Here is a 17,089-nt window from a genome sequence, read left to right on the forward strand (position 1 = left end):
CTGAGGCATGCCTTCCGTCGCCCCGACGCCCGCGCCCGCACCGACGCCCCCGCGGGCCGCTGCGCAGCCCCCCGCGCCCGAACTCGACGAGACCCTCGCGCTCGCCGGCATCGCCCTCGGCGCCGCGCTCGCCGAGCCCGACGCCCTCGGCGGGTCGGCGCGGTCCCTGGTCGTCCGCGCCCGCGTCGTGGCCGGGCTCACGGACGACCGCCTCGACACGACCCGCGCCGCGGCGCACGCACCGGGCAGCTCTGTCGTGGTCAAGCGCTTCCTCGACGGCCCGGGCGTGCACGGCCTGCCGTTCGAGCACGAGGTCGCAGGGCTCCTGACCCTCGACCACACCCCCGTCCTGCTGGCCGTCGACGAGGCCCACCGGCTGATCGTCATGAGCGACGTCGGCGACGGTCCCACGCTCGCCGACCTCCTGCTCGGCGACGACCGCGACGCGGCCTGGCAGGGCGCGCACGAGTGGGCGACAGCGCTCGGCGAGCTCGCAGGGGCGTCCGGGCGGCACGTCGAGCGGTTCTCGGCCGAGCTCGCGGCCCGCGGTGTCGTCAAGGGGTGGGACCTCGACGCGGACGCCCGCGCCGGGGTGCACCGGCTCGTCGAGGCCCTGCCCACCCCCACGGGTCTCGTGCGCGAACCGCTCGACGCGATGCTCGCGTTCGTGCACGACGACCTCGAGGCCGTCGCGAGCCTGCGCGCCGAGGGGAGCGCCGCCGTCGTCTCCCCCGGCGACACGTGCCCCGACAACGCCGTCCGTACGCCCGCCGGGTGGGTGTTCCTCGACCTGGAGGACACGAACGTCCACCACCCCGCGCTCGACGCCGCGTACGCGCTCATGCCGTTCTCGACGTGCTGGTGCGTGTTCGACCCACCCCCCGGTCTGACCGACGGGCTCCTCGCCGCATTCACCACGGGCCTGGGCAGGCACCGGCCCGACGCCGTCGTCGAGCCCGCCTGGACCCGCGACGTCCTGCTCGCGTGCGCCGGCTGGATCCTCGCCATGACGGGCTGGCTGCTCGAGGGTGCGGTCGCGGACCGCCCGCACGTCGGGCCCGAGGGGAGGTCGCCGTCGTACCGGCAGCTCGTGACGTCCCGCTGGAGGTGGGGCGCCGAGCACCTGCGCGACGTCGCCCCGAGCATCGCGACCGTCCTGTCCGACGCCGTCGCGTGGGCCGAGCGCGAATGGGGACCCACGCCGTCGGGCGGGTATCCCGCGTTCCCCTGACGCCCCGCTGGTCCCGGCGGGAGAGGACCTAGGTCCCCCGCGTTCCTCGACCTTCGCCCCGGGTACGGAACCTCCCGCTCCGGTGGAATGGAGTCAACGCACCGGATGGGGATCCGGTCCTGGAGAGGAAGACAGACGACATGAGTGCAACGATCGAACGTCCGGCCGGCTCGGCCCGCTCGGCCCGAGCAGTGCGTGCCGTCCCTCACGAGGTCACGGGAGCCACCACGACCGCGAGCCTCGCGGTCCGCGGAACCCTCCCGACCCAGATCGTCCTGGGGATCTTCCGGATCGTCATGGGCTTCTACTTCGTGTGGGCCTTCCTCGACAAGACCTTCGGGCTCGGGTTCTCGACCCCCTCGGAGCGTGCCTGGATCAACGGCGGCAGCCCCACGGCCGGCTTCCTCGGAGGCGTCCAGGGACCGTTCGCCGGACTCTTCAACGGGATGGCCGGTGCCGCCTGGGCCGACTGGCTCTTCATGGCAGGCCTCCTCGGCATCGGGCTCGCCCTGATGCTCGGGATCGGGATGCGGGTCGCGGCGATCGCCGGGACCGTCCTCCTCGGCTTCATGTACCTGGCCTCCCTGCCCCTGACCACCAACCCGATCATCGACAGCCACGTCGTCGAGGCCCTCGCGATCATCTCGCTGGCCATGATCGGCGCCGGTGACACCCTCGGCCTCGGCCGACAGTGGAAGAGCCTGCCGCTCGTCCGCAAGAACTCCTGGTTGGTCTGATCCCGGTTCGGCGACGCGATCCGCTCGCCACGGCGATACACCCAGGAAGACGCGGGGAACCACAGGGAACGCGAGACCCTGCCCCGCCCGACGGCCCTCCCGGTCACCTCCCGGAGGGCCGTCGCTCTTTCCCCGGCCGGCCGGCCACCCGCCGGCCGGCCGGGGACACACCCGGAGCTCACGGAGATCGAGGGGGTTGTCTTGGACTACCTGAAGACCTACGACGCGCACCAGGGCGTCGTGCCGGTCCTGCCGAGGCCCGCTCCGGCCCGAACGTCTGACAGACTCATGTGGGTGACCGAGTCCCTTCCTTCTGCCGTCGCGCACCGCGTGCTCGACGCCGTCGTCGCCATCACGAGCAACCTCGACCTCGACACCGTGCTCCGCCGCATCGTCGAGGCCGCGATGGACCTCACCGGGGCCCGGTACGGGGCGCTCGGCGTGCGCGACGGGGACCGGCTCGGACGGTTCGTCCCCGTCGGCATGAAGGACTCCGAGGTCGAGGCGATCGACCACTGGCCCCACGGGCACGGCCTGCTGGGCGAGGTCATCCGCAACCCGCACCCGCTGCGCGTCGACAAGATCGAGGGCTACCCGGCCGCGTCCGGATACCCCGCCGGACACCCGCCCATGCACACGTTCCTCGGGGTCCCCATCCAGGTCCGCGACTCCGTGTACGGCAACCTGTACCTGACCGACAAGCGCGACGGCTCACCCTTCACGCGCGACGACGAGGCCGCCGTCCGAGCCCTGGCGGCCGCCGCGGGCGTGGCCGTCGACAACGCCCGCCTGTACGAGGACGGGCGCCGCGTCGCCGTGCTCGAGGACCGCGAGCGCATCGCGCGCGACCTGCACGACGTCGTCATCCAGCGCATCTTCGCGTCCGCGATGACCCTCATGAGCACGACCAAGCACATCGAGAACGAGCTCGTGCGCTCGCGCGTCGAGGAGGCCGTCAACGACCTCGACGACACGATCCGCGAGATCCGCTCGACGATCTTCGCGCTCCAGGCCACCACTCCCCCCGAGGCGAGCCTCCAGGAGCGACTGACCGCGGCCGCGGGTGCCGTGACGTCCGCGCTCGGGTTCTCGCCGTCGATCATCATCGAGAGCGACGACTCGTCGCTCGTGCCCGCCGAGGTCGCGGACCAGCTCGTGGTCGTCGTCGGCGAGGCCCTGACCAACGTGGCCCGCCACGCGCGCGCGTCGCGCGTCGACGTGCGGCTGCGCGTGACCGACGACGCCATCACGCTGTCCGTGGTCGACGACGGGATCGGGTGCGAGGGGGTCGACGCGGGCGACCACCGCGGTGGCCTGCACAACCTCGCGACGCGCGCCGAGGCGCTGCGCGGGACGCTCGCCGTGGGGCCGGCGGAAGCCGAGCCGGCCGGACGCGGTACAGCGCTCGTGTGGCGGATCCCGAACGCCTGAGGCCCTCACGACCGAGGGTGACCACCCAGACCGCCGAGGGTGACGGACCACGTCACCGACGGTGACGCGCTCGCGCCCACGGCGACCCGCGCACCCGCGCACGCCCCGCCGTCGGGCGCTGCCCTGCGGCCCGTGCGGGCTCAACCGTGCGGGCTCAGCCGCGCGGGCGGTCCTCCGTGCGCAGCTCGGTCGCCAGGACCGCGACCTGCGTACGGCGCTGCAGCCCGAGCGTCGCGAGGATGTGCGACACGTAGTTCTTGACGGTCTTCTCCGCGAGGAACAGGCGCTCGCCGATCTGCCGGTTCGTGAGCCCCTCGCCGATGAGGTCGACGATCTGGCGCTCCTGTGGCGACAACCCCTCGAGACGGTCGACCTCCTGGGCCTGCGGCGTGCGCAGCCGGTCGAGGATGCGCGCGGTGCTGACCGGGTCGAGCAGCGAGCCGCCGCCCGCGATGGTCCGCACGGCCCCCACGAGGTCCGAGCCGTGGATCTGCTTGAGGACGTAGCCCGAGGCGCCCGCGAGGACCGCCTGGAACAGCGCCTCGTCGTCCGCGAACGACGTGAGCATGAGGCAGCCGATCTCCGGCATCTCCGAGCGCACGTCGCGGCAGACCTCGACGCCCGAACCGTCGGGCAGGCGCACGTCGAGCACGGCCACGTCGGGCCGGACGGCGCGGATCCGCGTCAGCGCCGAGGCGGCGGTACCGGCCTCGCCGACCACGGTGATGTCGTCCTCGGCCTCGAGGAGGGCGGCGACGCCGCGGCGGACGACCTCGTGGTCGTCGAGCAGGAAGACCCGGATCGGGTCGGGGGTGGTGCCCATAGGGAGAACTTATCGGAGTTGTGTCAGAACGAGGGTGCCGGGCCGCACGAAGATGCCCGACGGCGCCGCTCCCCCGGGTGCGCGGGGTCCCTCGGCACGGCGTGGGTGGGCGCGCGGGGCGCGACCGTCCTACCGTGGCTGGATGTCGTCCGCTCCCGTCCCGCCACCCCAGACCCCGCGACGGAAGCCGCGCTTCACGGGGCTCGTCAAGCCCCACGAGGCGTTCCCGGCCGTCGCCCGCCTCGACCGCCGCATGAACGACCGGACGTACCGGCGGCAGCTCGGGCCCCGTGCCGACGCGGCGCTCGTGCGTCTCACGACCGCCGCGAACCACAGCGTCCTGTGGATGGGGCTCGGTGCGGGGCTGGCCGCGACCGGTGCGCGCGGACGCCGGGCCGCGGTGCGGGGGCTCGTGAGCGTCGCCGCCGCGAGCGCGACCGCGAACCTGCTCGGCAAGGGGCTGTTCGGGGGCGACCGCCCCTCGGCCGACCCGCTTCCCCTCGTGCGGCGCCTGCGCCGCTACCCGACGACGCCGTCGTTCCCGTCGGGCCACTCGGCCACCGCGGGGGCGTTCGCCGCGGGCGTGGCCCTGGAGTGGCCCGCGGCCGGCCTGGTCGTGGCTCCCGTCGCGGGGGCCGTCATGTACTCGCGGCTGCACGTGGGCGCGCACTGGCTCTCGGACGTCGTCGGGGGCGCGGCGCTCGGGGTCGGGCTCGCGGTGCTCGGTCGGTGGCTCGTCCCCTCCCCACCGGGTCCCGGGCCCGACGTGCCCGCAGGGCCGCGCGCCGACGTGCCCGCGCTCCCCGACGGCGAGGGCCTGTTCGTCGTCGTCAACACCTCTGCCGGGTCCGGACGGATCCTCAAGGAGGACCCGCTCGAGGTCCTCGGCCGAGACCTCCCGAAGGCCCGGGTGCACGTGCTCGCCGAGGGCGACGACCTGCGCGAGATCTACGACCGGGCGGCACGCGGCGAGGACGCCGGCGGGTCCCGGGAGTCCGGCGGGTCCGGTGCGACCCGCCCGGCGCTCGCCCTCGGGATCAGCGGCGGCGACGGGACCGTCGCGACCGCCGCGGGCGCCGCGCGCGACCACGACCTCCCGCTCGTGGTCCTCCCCGGCGGGACGCTCAACCACTTCGCCAAGGCGGCCGACCTCACGTCGATGTCCGCGACGGTCGAGGCCGTCCGGACCGGGTCCGGCGTGAGCGTCGACGTCGCCGAGCTCCGCGTCGACGGGCGCGACCCGGTCACGGTCCTCAACACGTTCTCGCTCGGCATCTACCCCGAGCTCGTGTCGCAGCGCGAACGTGCCGAGAAGCGGCTCGGGAAGTGGCCGGCGACGGTCTGGGCCACGGCGCGCGTGCTGCGGGCCGCGGCCCCGCTGAAGGTGTCGGTCGACGGGGTCGTCGGGTCCTACTGGTCCTTCTTCGCGGGGGTCAACCGGTACGTCCCGCAGAACCTCGCGCCGGTCGAGCGCGTCCGGCTCGACGACGGTGTGCTCGACGTCCGCACGGGCCGCGCCGAGAAGCGGTACAGCAGGGCGCGCCTGTTCCTGGAGACGGTCGCGGGCGGCGGCGCGTCCTCGGTGGCCGAGCGGGTGCGGCCCCTCGAACGTCACCTGGCGCTCGACGCCTGGACCACGCCCGACCTCTCGCTGCGCCTGGGCGACGGCACCCCCCACGACGCGGTGATCCTCGCGCACGACGGCGAGACGCTCGAGCTCGACGGGGGCAGGGTCACCGACGCGACGCTCACCATGGTGCCCGGCGGCCTGCGTGTCTATGCGCCGACCGACCCTGCGGCGGGCTGAGGGCGGCCGGCTGAGGGCGACGCGAGGCGCGCTGGTGCACGCGACGTGCGCTGCGCCGTCGGGCAGGCGACCAGCAGGCCCGACGGCGCCGCGTCCGTCAGACGGTCGGGCCGACCTCTCCGGTGGTCGCGTCCGGCGCCGGCCGGTCCTCCTCGCGCAGGCGCGGCTCGGTGCGCCGCGACGGGTCGAACCCGGCCTTGTCCGCGTAGAACGCGCGGACCACGTCCATGTCGGCGCGCACGTCTCCCGTGAGCTCGAGCGTGGGGCCGAGCCCCGCGGTCATGGTCGTGCGGTCCACGTAGCCGAGCGTTACGGGCATGCTCGTCTCACGCGCGATCCGGTAGAAGCCCGACTTCCAGTACTCACCCTTGCTGCGCGTCCCCTCGGGCGTGATGACGAGCGAGAACACCTGGCCCCTGCGCACGCGCGACACGATGTCGTCGACGACTCGGCTGGGGTCCGACCGGTCCACCGGGATGCCGCCCAGGGCCCGCGCGAACGGCCCCATGACGCCCTTGAACAGGGTGTGCTTGCCGAGCCAGCGGACCCTGACACCCACGCTCGTCGAGATCGCGAGCATGAGCACGAAGTCCCAGTTGGACGTGTGCGGGGCGCCGATGAGGATGCCGGGCCGGTCGGTCGGAGGCTGCTCGGTGCGCAAGGTCCACCGGCTCACGGCCCAGTAGGCGCGCGCCAGGGCGCGGCGGATCATCGGGTCGCCTCGAGGGCGGGGGCTGCGGGGTGGGGCACGACGGCAACGCTACCCGGGCGGACGCGCCGTCACGGCCGGCACGGCCCGTGCGCCCCGCCCCCACGACTGTGGGCGAAATCTCCACCAGCTGTCCATGTCCTCCCTGTCTTTTCCCAGGTTCGCCGTGCAGACTTCTCGACATGACGTCGCCGAAGACATCAGGACCAGCCGCCCGGCTCGCCGCCGCCAGCTTCCTCGCCCTGGCGATGATGCTGCCGCTGAGCGCGACCGCATCGGCCGCAGAGGTCACCCAGTTCCTCGAGGACACCCAGTGTCAGGTCGACTCGATCGGCCTGGACCTCGAGAAGGCCACCACCCAGCTCTCCACCCTGCCGGCCGGTCTGCGCAGCGAGGTCGAGGACGCCGTCGGGAACGCTCAGGCCGCGACCGACGAGGCCAACGCCGCGCTCGCCCAGGCCGCGACCGACGAGTACGGCGACGGACGCGCCGCCCTCGCCCTCACCGACGCCCAGGTCGCGCTCGACGCAGCCTCGGCCCAGCTCCGCTACGTCGCCGACAAGACCGTGGCACAGGGCGCCGACGTCGGCTCGACGCTGCGCGACGTGCAGAACACCATCGACCACCTCCGGGGCGAGACGAGCCGCGCCGCGTCCTGACCGCCTGCCCCGTTCCCCGTCCCCGGGGAGCTGGGTCTCGTTTTTCACCCGCACGGGGAGAAATCCCCCTGGGCAACGGTGCCGTTCTCCTCCAGAATGAGCACCGCACTTCGTGGCGCCCGCCGCCACGGCCCCCACGCACCCGACAACGGCCGGGCGCGCGAGAGAAACGAGAAACCCCCATGACCACCCCCTACGGCGCCCCGCAGGCACCGCAGTCCGCTCCCGCCCCGCAGTACTACGGCGCCCCTGTCGAGGACCCGGGCAAGACGCTCGGCATCGTCGGCTTCGTGCTTGCCTTCGTCTTCGCGGTCGCAGGCATCGTCGTCAGCGCGATCGCCCGGAAGAAGTCCCGCGAGGCCGGCTTCGACAACCAGCTCGCCAAGTGGGGCCTCATCCTGAGCATCATCTTCACGGTGATCGGCACGATCGGCTGGATCCTCTACATCGTCCTGATCGTCGTCGTGGCCTCGTCGGGCGAGCTCAGCACGTACTGACCTCCCGTCGCCACGAGGCCGTCGACCCCTCCGGGGGGCGGCGGCCTCGCTGCGTCTTCCCGAGGGCCCGCGCGCGGTGCGAGACTCCGGTGATGACCGAGCAGCGCGCGCACTTCGACGCCCACGTGACCTTCGCCAACGGCGGCAGCCTCCGCACGGAGGGTTTCCGCCTCGACGTCCCGTCGGGTGATCTCCAGCCCGACGACGTCGCTCGCCTCCTCGTCCGCCACCTCGGCCTCGCGCTGGTCGGGTCGGTCGAGATCACGGGGCTGACGATCGTCGAGGAAGCGCACGTGGGGAGCCGCGGGGTGGGTGGTGCCGTGGACGCCGAGGGTGACCGCGCTGGTGCCGAGGGCGACGGCACTCCCCGCGCGGTGCGGCTCGTCGACCTGAGCCACACCGTGCGAGAGGGCCTCGTGACCTACCCTGGCCTGCCTGCACCGACCATCACGCCCTTCCTGACGCGCTCCGACTCCGTCGCGAGGTACGCGCCCGGGACGCAGTTCGCGATGGACGTGCTGACGATGATCGGCAACACCGGGACCTACCTCGACAGCCCCTTCCACCGGTACGACGGCGGGACCGACCTGTCCGGGCTCGAGCTCGAGACCCTCGTCGGGCTGCCCGCCGAGGTCTTCCGGCTGAGCGAGGTCGTCGACCCCTCGCGGGGCGGTGCTCGCGGCATCGGCGCCGAGGTCTTCCTCGACCGCGACCTCGCCGGGAGCGCGGTCCTGCTCCAGACCGGGTGGGACAGGCACTTCGGCACTCCCGCCTACGGCGAGCCCGCGCCGTTCCTCACGGAGGCCGGTGCGCAGCACCTCGTCGACGCGGGCGTGGTGCTCGTCGGGATCGACTCGTTGAACATCGACGACACCGACCCCGTGACGTCCGGCGGGGCACGCCCCGCGCACTCGCTGCTCCTCGCGGCGGGGATCCACGTCGTCGAGCACCTGACGAACCTGGGCGACGTGCCGCCGCGAGGTGCACGCTTCACGGCCGTGCCGCCCAAGGTGGAGGGGTTCGGGACGTTCCCGGTGCGGGCGTTCGCGGAGGTCACTGCTCGCCGAGGGTGACCTCGCCGGACGCCGACGGCGACCGTCCTCCCCGCCGAGGGTGACGCAACTGCTTGCCGATGGTGACCGTCCTCCCCGCCGAGGGTGACCTTGCCGGACGCCGACGGTGACCGTCCTCCCTGCCGAGGGTGACGCCACTGCTTGCCGATGGTGACCAGATGGCACGTCGAGGGGGATCGCTCGGTCACCCTCGACGGGTACGAGCGTCACCCTCGGTGGGTACGAGCGTCACCCTCGGCCTGCACGCACGTCACCCTCGGCGGGCATCTGCGTCACCCTCGGCAGTCGTGTCCGTCGCCCTCGTCGTAGGCTCACCGCATGTCCGACGACCAGAGCCCCGCCCACGACGTCCTCCCGTTCGGCCGTGCCCCACGCCCGGACACCGGCCCCGCGCTCGCCGACCGGCTGCGCGAGGTCATGACCAGGAACCTGGGCGACCACGCCACAGGCCTCGACCGCGTCCGCATCGACGCCGCGACGGTCCCCGGCAGCCCCGACGTCCAGAGCCTCGACGTCGACGTGACCGGGCTCGTCGTCCGCGCGATGGGTGCCGCCGACGCCCCCGACCCGGCCGAGAACGTCGAGCACGTGACCGCGCGCGAGGAGGCGGTCGCCCGGACGATCCGGGCCCAGGGCCACCCGGTCACGCTCGCCGGTGTCGCGGTCGACCTCGACGCCGAGATCCGCGACCTGCGCTTCACCTGGGTCGAGGGAGCCGACGGGTCGCTCTCGATCGAGGAGTCCGGGCAGAGCACCGAGCACCCCGTGAGCGGCCACCTGCGCGCAGCGGCGAGCCGCGACGCGCTCGTCACCACGGTCCGCGAGCTCGCGACCAAGGCCCTCGCGGACCAGGGCTTCACCCTCACGTCGCTCGACGTGGACCTGACGTCCCGCGGCCCCCGGGCGGCGTCGATCGTGGCGTCCGCGAAGATCCGCAAGGGCTTCCTGTCCGCGAGCGCCCAGATCACCGCGACCGCCGAGATCGACCAGGCCATGGTCCTCACCCTGAGCAACATCGGCGCGACGAGCCGCAACCCGGTCGTCGCGGCGCTCCTCCTGGCCGTGCGCGGGAAGCTCGAGGAGGTCGACGGCAAGCGGATCGACCTCGCGTCCTCGCTGCCGCCGGGCGTCACGCTCTCGGACGTCCGGCTCGACGTCGGCGAGCAGCTCGTGCTGAGCGTCCGCGTGGGCTGAGGTCGGGCGGGCCTGCCGCCCCGCCGGTGGCCCCGGCTCGCCGAACATGCGGTTGGCGTCAGGCGAGCATGCGGTTGGCGTCCGTATCCGGGGCATTCGCGACGACAACCGCATGCTCGGCACCGGGCGCCCTCGGCACCGGGAGTGGGAGTGGGAGGTGCCGGGGCCGCTCCGGTCAGCGTCGCCCTCGGGGGAAGAACAGGCTCTCGGGCCGCGGCATCTCCACGCCGTCGAGCGTGAGGTCGGTGCGCTCGCACCAGAACGCGACGTACCCGCGCACCCTCTCGCCGTCGGACAACGGGTCCTCGTAGCTCCAGCCGATGTCCGCGCCGTCGGGGTCGCCCGACGCGAGCGACCAGTAGCGGGCGTGCCCCTTGTAGGCGCAGTCGCTCGTGGTCGGGCTCGGTGTCAGGGCCTCCCAGCGCACGTCCTCGCGCGGGACGTACCACCGCAGCGGCAGGTACGTCTCGGTGAGCGCCATGGCCCGGTCGCTGTCGGCGAGCACCGCGCCGCCCAGGGAGACGACGACGTGGCGCGAGCTGGGCACGACGTCGACCCGCTTGAAGGGGTCGCGGGGGTGGGCTGCCAGGGGTTGGTCCTCGGCGAACCAGTCGAACGCCTGGAAGTCGACCAGGACGTGCCCGGAGAGGTCCTTGTCGTCGGGACGGAAGAACGGGGCGGCCGCACCGCCCTCGACCTCGTCCGCGCCGTCGGGCCACAGCTCGGTCCCCGGGCAGGTGTGTCGTTCGAAGTGCAGCGGGTGCGGGATCAGGCCGTGCCGCACCTGCCCGCCCTGGTGCTCGCCCTCGACGAGGGGCGCGTGCACGTCCGCCGCGGGGACCGCGTAGACCGGCAGCAGCCGCCACGGCTCCCAGACGAGACGGGCCGACGTCGAGCGGATCACGACGTCCTCCGGCTCCTCCCGCCGCACCGCCCGGATCTCCTGGGCCGCGGGGAACCATCGCAGCTGATCGAGCTCCAGCCGCCAGCGGTCGACCCATGACGTGGCCATGCCCTCAGGGTGCGCCCGGTGCGTGGTGGCCGCAAGGCCCGAGGAGACGACGGTGTCGACGGGCGACCTACAGGTCCCCGATCGCGCCGCCCGCGACCGTCGCCCCGATGACGAGCAGCAGCACGCCCATGACGAGCTTCATGTTGACGGTCAGCCACTCGCGGAGCCGGTCGAGCGACGGCCCGACACGCTCGGGAGCGACGAGCGCCGCGAGCAGAGGGAGCAGCACCGTCAGCCCGCCCACCGCCACGAACGCCAGCACCACCACGACCTCCTGGGCGACCCCGAGCGAGGCCCCACCTAGGGTGATGCCCGCGGCGAGCACGAACGCGAGCTCCTTGGGGTTGGCGACCGTGACCAGGGCGCCGAGGACGAGGCTGCGCGACGGCGACGCGTCGGCGATCGAGGCGAGCCAGCCGGGCAGGTCCGCGTCCTTCCCCTCGGGGCGCGGCCGCCACCGGGTCAGCCCGAGCGCCATGAGCGACAGACCGAGGACGAGCCGCACCCCGGCAGGCAGCCCGCTCGACCCCAGCAGGTGCTCGACGTAGTCGGACGCCGCCACGACGACACCGAGCAGGACACCGAGCGTCACGAGCCGTGCCGCGACGAACAGCACGGCCGACGACCTGCCGCGGTGCGAGGTCAGGAGCAGCGCGAGCGCGATGATCGGCAGCGGGCTGAGCGCGACGGCGACCGCGAGGGGGAGCGCTGCGCCGACGACCTCGGCCACGGTGTTCACGTCGTCACCGTAGCGTCGGACGCGACACCCGGCGCGCCTGCCGCCCACCGCCCGCCGCAGCGCCGCCCGCCACGGACCGGACCGCGACGTCGCCGACACCGCCGACACCGACACCACCGCAATTGAAGTTGCGGCCGCTTGAGAGAATGGTTGGTCGTGAGCACCGAACCGCACGGCCCCGCCCGGCCCGACCTGGACAGTCCCCTGGACAGGACTCCGGCCGGGAAGCCGCGCGAGGGTACGGGCCAGCGTCGTCGTGGGGGGCGTGGGCGGGTGAAGTCCCAGGTCGACGGGCAGGACGGCACCCCCGGGCAGTCCGGCGGGACCGACCGTGAGCAGGCCGACGAGACCGCCGGCCGCCAGGGCTCCGCCCCCCGCCGGAACGCCGGCCGCGGCCGCGCCGAGAAGACGCCCGAGGGCGACAGGAACGCCCGGGGCGAGCGTCCGCCGTCGGGCAGGGAGCAGCGCTCCTCGACGCGTGGCGACCGCCGCGGCGGACGCCCGAAGCAGGTCGACCCGACGCGGCTCGCCAAGGCCGCCGAGCGGCGTGCGCAGGTCGTCGTGCCGCCCATCACCTACCCCGAGCAGCTGCCCGTCTCGGCGCGGCGCGAGGACATCGCGAAGGCGATCGCGGAGAACCAGGTCGTGATCGTCGCGGGCGAGACGGGCTCGGGCAAGACGACGCAGCTCCCCAAGATCGCGCTCGAGCTCGGCCGGGGCCGGAAGGGCCAGATCGGGCACACGCAGCCCCGACGGATCGCGGCGCGCACGGTCGCGGAGCGCATAGCCGAGGAGATCGGCACGCCGCTGGGCGAGATCGTCGGCTACCAGGTCCGGTTCACCGACCAGTCGAGCGACCAGACGCTCGTCAAGGTCATGACCGACGGCATCCTGCTCGCGCAGATCCAGCGCGACCCGCAGCTCCTCGCGTACGACACGCTCATCATCGACGAGGCGCACGAGCGCTCGCTCAACATCGACTTCCTGCTCGGGTACCTCACGCGGCTCCTGCCGCAGCGCCCCGACCTCAAGGTCGTCATCACGTCGGCGACGATCGACTCGCAGCGGTTCGCGCGGCACTTCGCGCCGGGCGGCCCGCTGCCGCCGCTCACCGCGGACGAGCTGCTCGCTGCGGAGTCGGCGGCCGGGTCGCCGGACCCGGCGAGCGCTCCGGCTGCTTCCGACGCGAGCGAGGGGCCCGACGGCGCCGCGCACCTTCCCGAGACGGCTCCCGTCATCGAGGTCACGGGCCGCACGTACCCCGTCGAGATCCGCTACCGCCCCCTGAGCCCCGACGTCGACCCCGAGACGGGCAAGGTCCAGCGGGGCGGCCAGACCAAGGGCCCGGCGAAGGGCGCGCAGGAGAAGGACCTCGTCACGGGCATCGTCGACGCGGTCACCGAGCTCATGGCCGAGGGCCCGGGCGACGTCCTGGTGTTCCTGTCGGGCGAGCGCGAGATCCACGACACGGCCGACGCGCTCGAGTCCCGCCTGGGCGAGCGCACGCGCGACGCCAAGCGCCCCGACTTCGTCGAGATCCTGCCGCTCTACGCGCGCCTGTCGTCGGCCGAGCAGCACCGCGTGTTCCAGGCGCACTCCTCGCGCCGCGTCGTGCTCGCGACCAACGTCGCCGAGACGTCGCTGACGGTCCCGGGCATCCACTACGTCGTCGACCCCGGCACGGCCCGCATCTCGCGCTACTCGAAGGCGACCAAGGTGCAGCGGCTGCCGATCGAGCCGATCGCGCAGGCCAGCGCCAACCAGCGCTCGGGGCGTTCGGGGCGTGTCGCGGACGGCATCGCGATCCGCCTGTACTCCGAGGAGGACTTCCTCTCCCGCCCCGAGTTCACCGAGCCGGAGATCCTGCGCACGTCGCTCGCGTCGGTCCTGCTGCAGATGATCTCGGTGGGCGTGGTCTCCTCGCCCGACGACGTCGCGCGCTTCCCGTTCGTCGAGCCCCCGGACACGCGCTCGATCCGCGACGGCGTGCAGCTCCTGTCGGAGCTCGGAGCGCTCGAGACCGTGGCAGAGCCTGCCGGCCGCGGTGGTGCGGGCACGGACGCCCAGCCCGGTCGCGCCGTCACGCGCCTCACCGAGATCGGCCGGGTCCTCGCCCAGCTCCCCATGGACCCGCGCCTGGCCCGCATGATCTGGGAGGGCTCGCGTCGCGGCGTGGCTCGCGAGGTCGCGATCATCGCGGCCGTCATGTCCATCCAGGACCCGCGCGAGCGACCCGCCGAGTACCGCGCCCAGGCCGACCAGCTCCACGCCCGCTTCGCCGACCCCCGCTCCGACTTCCTCACGTACCTCAACCTGTGGGAGTACGTGCGCGAGCAGCAGCACGAGCTGTCGTCGTCGGCGTTCCGGCGCTTGTGCAAGGCCGAGTACATCAACTTCCTGCGCGTGCGCGAGTGGCAGGACGTCGTCGCGCAGCTCCGCGAGATGAGCAAGCCCCTCGGGATCGACATGTCCTACACGCCCCGCACCCGGGGCGACGCGAGCCCGGGAGCGCCGTCGTCGGGCACCACGATCGCCGAGGCGACCGACCAGCCCGTCGAGCGCCGCCTCAACTGGGACGACGACACCATCCACCAGTCGCTCCTCGCGGGGCTGCTCTCGCAGATCGGCATGCAGGAGGCGACCGAGGTCAAGGCGTCGTCCGTCGCGCACCTGCGCGGCCCGCAGAAGGAGCTCGCCATGAAGCGGGCCAAGAAGCAGGCCCGCAACGAGTACCTCGGGGCGCGCGGCGCGCGCTTCGCGATCTTCCCCGGCTCGCCCCTGTCGAAGAAGCCCCCCGTGTGGGTCATGGCGGGCGAGCTCGTCGAGACGAGCCGCCTGTGGGGCCGCGACGTCGCCAAGATCCAGCCCGAGTGGGCCGAGGAGCTCGCGACGCACCTGGTCAAGCGCACCTACTCCGAGCCGCACTGGTCCACCAAGCAGGGTGCCGCGCAGGCCAAGGAGAAGGTCCTGCTCTACGGCGTGCCGATCGTCGCGGACCGCACCGTGCTCTACGGAAAGGTCGACCCCGAGGCCGCGCGCGAGATGTTCGTCCGCCACGCGCTCGTCCAGGGCGAGTGGACCACGCACCACCAGTTCTTCCACGAGAACCGCCGCCTCCTCGAGGAGGCCGAGGAGCTCGAGGCCCGCTCGCGACAGCGCGGCCTCGTGGTCGACGACGACGTCCTGTTCGCGTTCTACGACGAGCGCATCCCCGACGACGTCGTGTCCGCCCGCCATTTCGACACCTGGTGGAAGTCCGCCAGGCGCCGCGACCCCGACCTGCTCACCTTCACGCTCGAACAGCTCGTGCCCGACGCCGAGTCCGTCGACACCTCGCTGTTCCCCGAGACCTGGGTCCAGGGCGACCTCACTCTCCCCCTGACGTACCAGTTCCAGCCCGGTACGGACGCTGACGGCGTGACCGTGCACGTCCCCATCAGCGTGCTGAACCGCGTCGTCCCCGACGGCTTCGACTGGATGGTCCCCGGCCTCCTCGACGAGCTCGCGACCGCCACCATCCGCTCGCTGCCCAAGCCCGTGCGCGTCCAGCTCGTCCCCGCCCCCGACGTCGCGCGCGACGTCGTCGCCTGGCTCCGCGAGAACACCCCCGCGTGGGAGGACGTGACCCGCGCGGGCGACATGGCCGAACCCTTCCACGTCGCGTTCACGCGTGCCGTCCGCGCCCTGCGCGACGTCGTCATCCCCGAAGACGCCTGGGACGACGCCCGCACCGAACGCCTCCCCGCCCACCTGCGCATGACCTTCCGCGTCGTCGAGGAGCGTCGCGGCGGCGAGGTCGTTCTCGACGAGTCCAAGGACCTCGTCTCGCTCCAGCGACGCCTCGCGCCCCAGGCGCAGGCGGCGGTGCGGGCGGCGGTCAAGGGGGCGGTCGGCGCGGCGCTGCGTGAGGCTGCGGCTGGGGCGGAGGCCGCGGGGAGGGGGGCGGAGGGCCTCGGGCTACCATCCGCGTCGCTCGTTCCTCGCGACGCTCCCGCCAGCCCCTCCACGCCCTCCGGCGCCACCGCCCCCCTCCCCGCGACCGCGTCCGGCGCACCTTCCGCAGGGCGACCTGGTGAGGGCTCAGGGGGTGCTGGTGCTTCGGGTGTGCCCGACGGCGGCGCCCCGTCCGTCGTCGTCGCCGAGGCGACCGGGCTCACCACGTGGCCCACGGGCCTCCCCGACGGTGTGCTGCCCGAGGTCGTGTCGACGCCCGCCGGGGCCGGCATGGTCGTGCGCGGGTACCCCGCGCTCGTCGAGGAGGTCGACGCCAAGGGCAAGCCGTCGGTCGCGCTCCGCGTCCTGGCCGACCGCTCGAGGCAGGACCGTGAGCACGCGCGCGGCGTCCGACGCCTGCTGCTCGGCGAGACCGCCCTGCAGACCGCGCGGGTCACGAGCCGCTGGACGGGGACGCAGTCCCTGACCATGGCCGCGAGCCCGTACCGGAACACCGAGGCGCTCGTCGCCGACCTCCAGCTCGCGGCCGTCATCGCGCTCACGTCCGGGGCCAGGTCCTCGCAGTACGGGCCGCTGCCCGATGCTGTACAGATCCGGAGCGCTGATTCGTACGTCGCCGCGCGGGACCTCGTGAAGCGGCACCTCGAGAACGAGGTGCACCAGATCGTCGGGCACGTCGTCGCCGCGCTCACGGCCGCGCGGACCCTGGACGGCGAGATCCGCTCGGCCAACAGCCTCGCGCTGCTCAACACGCTCCAGGACGTCCGCGACCAGGTCGCCGGGCTCGTGGGCGTGGGCTTCGTGTCCCGCACCCCGGCCCACCGCCTGCCGCACCTGACCCGCTACCTGCGGGCGGCGTCGTACCGGATCGAGAAGGCCGCGACCAACCCGAACCGCGACGCCGAGCTCGCCTGGCGCGTGCACGACGTCGAGGAGGCGTACGCCAAGGCGCGCGCCGCCTACGCGGCCGGCCCCGCCGACCCGGCGCGCCTCGCCGAGCTCGACGAGGCCCGCTGGCTCATCGAGGAGTTCCGGGTGTCGCTGTTCGCGCAGCAGCTCGGCACCGACGGCCCCGTGAGCGAGAAGCGCATCCGGAAGGTGCTCGCGCAGGGCGGCTGGTAGGCGGCCGCCCGGCTGCTGCGGACCGCACGGGCCGCAGGGACCTTCGTCACGATCACCGCGTCGGAGGTCCCGGGCGCCCGTTCTCAGCAGTTTCGAGGCCT

General features: G+C 73.6%; 13 protein-coding genes. 9 read left to right on the forward strand and 4 right to left on the reverse strand.

Translation table 11 applies throughout. From position 1 onward, the window contains the following. Positions 1-7 precede the first annotated feature (7 nt). The 3 genes from ACFVQ3_RS08820 (at position 8) to ACFVQ3_RS08830 (ending at position 3,399) form a co-directional block, all read left to right on the forward strand. Positions 8-1,231, forward strand: coding sequence for a hypothetical protein (locus ACFVQ3_RS08820; RefSeq protein WP_387637621.1), 1,224 nt, complete (start codon positions 8-10; stop codon positions 1,229-1,231). Between the two features lie 140 nt (positions 1,232-1,371). After that, positions 1,372-1,968 carry a hypothetical protein gene (locus tag ACFVQ3_RS08825; RefSeq protein ID WP_387637623.1) on the forward strand — a complete coding sequence of 199 codons (597 nt, stop codon included), beginning with the start codon at positions 1,372-1,374 and terminating at the stop codon, positions 1,966-1,968. 294 nt (positions 1,969-2,262) lie between these two features. Then, positions 2,263-3,399, forward strand: a complete 1,137-nt coding sequence (locus ACFVQ3_RS08830) for a GAF domain-containing sensor histidine kinase (RefSeq protein ID WP_387637626.1) — start codon at positions 2,263-2,265, stop codon at positions 3,397-3,399. A 154-nt stretch (positions 3,400-3,553) separates the two neighbouring features. Here ACFVQ3_RS08830 and ACFVQ3_RS08835 read toward each other — a convergent pair whose 3' ends face one another. Then, complete coding sequence (locus ACFVQ3_RS08835; RefSeq protein ID WP_377677122.1) at positions 3,554-4,222, reverse strand: response regulator; 669 nt, start codon at positions 4,220-4,222, stop codon at positions 3,554-3,556. A 142-nt stretch (positions 4,223-4,364) separates the two neighbouring features. Between ACFVQ3_RS08835 and ACFVQ3_RS08840 the strand changes: the two genes are divergently transcribed. After that, on the forward strand, positions 4,365-6,029 hold the full coding sequence (locus tag ACFVQ3_RS08840) for a bifunctional phosphatase PAP2/diacylglycerol kinase family protein (RefSeq protein WP_387637629.1): 1,665 nt from the start codon (positions 4,365-4,367) through the stop codon (positions 6,027-6,029). Positions 6,030-6,126: 97 nt separating this feature from the next. On the opposite strand, the gene ACFVQ3_RS08845 is transcribed toward ACFVQ3_RS08840, so the two are convergent. After that, positions 6,127-6,741: a 1-acyl-sn-glycerol-3-phosphate acyltransferase gene (locus ACFVQ3_RS08845; RefSeq protein WP_387637632.1), complete on the reverse strand. Its 615-nt coding sequence runs from the start codon at positions 6,739-6,741 to the stop codon at positions 6,127-6,129. 179 nt (positions 6,742-6,920) lie between these two features. On the opposite strand from ACFVQ3_RS08845, the gene ACFVQ3_RS08850 reads away from it, so the two are divergent. From ACFVQ3_RS08850 to ACFVQ3_RS08865, 4 genes are all read left to right on the forward strand, one after another. Continuing rightward, positions 6,921-7,397, forward strand: a complete 477-nt coding sequence (locus ACFVQ3_RS08850) for a hypothetical protein (RefSeq protein ID WP_387637634.1) — start codon at positions 6,921-6,923, stop codon at positions 7,395-7,397. A 182-nt stretch (positions 7,398-7,579) separates the two neighbouring features. Next, a complete protein-coding gene (locus ACFVQ3_RS08855; protein WP_387637637.1) occupies positions 7,580-7,894 on the forward strand; it encodes a hypothetical protein in 315 nt (104 codons plus the stop codon). Between the two features lie 92 nt (positions 7,895-7,986). After that, positions 7,987-8,967 (forward strand): cyclase family protein, encoded by a 981-nt coding sequence (locus ACFVQ3_RS08860; protein ID WP_387637640.1) that lies wholly within the window; start codon positions 7,987-7,989, stop codon positions 8,965-8,967. A gap of 318 nt (positions 8,968-9,285) precedes the next feature. Next, a complete protein-coding gene (locus ACFVQ3_RS08865; RefSeq protein WP_387637643.1) occupies positions 9,286-10,161 on the forward strand; it encodes a hypothetical protein in 876 nt (291 codons plus the stop codon). 175 nt (positions 10,162-10,336) lie between these two features. Here ACFVQ3_RS08865 and ACFVQ3_RS08870 read toward each other — a convergent pair whose 3' ends face one another. After that, positions 10,337-11,173 (reverse strand): DUF427 domain-containing protein, encoded by an 837-nt coding sequence (locus tag ACFVQ3_RS08870; RefSeq protein WP_387637645.1) that lies wholly within the window; start codon positions 11,171-11,173, stop codon positions 10,337-10,339. 67 nt (positions 11,174-11,240) lie between these two features. Beyond that, positions 11,241-11,912, reverse strand: a complete 672-nt coding sequence (locus tag ACFVQ3_RS08875) for a GAP family protein (RefSeq protein ID WP_387637648.1) — start codon at positions 11,910-11,912, stop codon at positions 11,241-11,243. Positions 11,913-12,068: 156 nt separating this feature from the next. Here ACFVQ3_RS08875 and ACFVQ3_RS08880 point away from each other — a divergent pair, with 156 nt between their 5' ends. Further along, entirely contained in the window at positions 12,069-16,988 is a 4,920-nt protein-coding gene (locus ACFVQ3_RS08880; RefSeq protein WP_387637651.1) for a DUF3418 domain-containing protein, read from the forward strand. Positions 16,989-17,089: the final 101 nt, after the last annotated feature.

The organism is Oerskovia sp. NPDC057915 (assembly GCF_042887685.1).
GTDB lineage: Bacteria > Actinomycetota > Actinomycetes > Actinomycetales > Cellulomonadaceae > Oerskovia.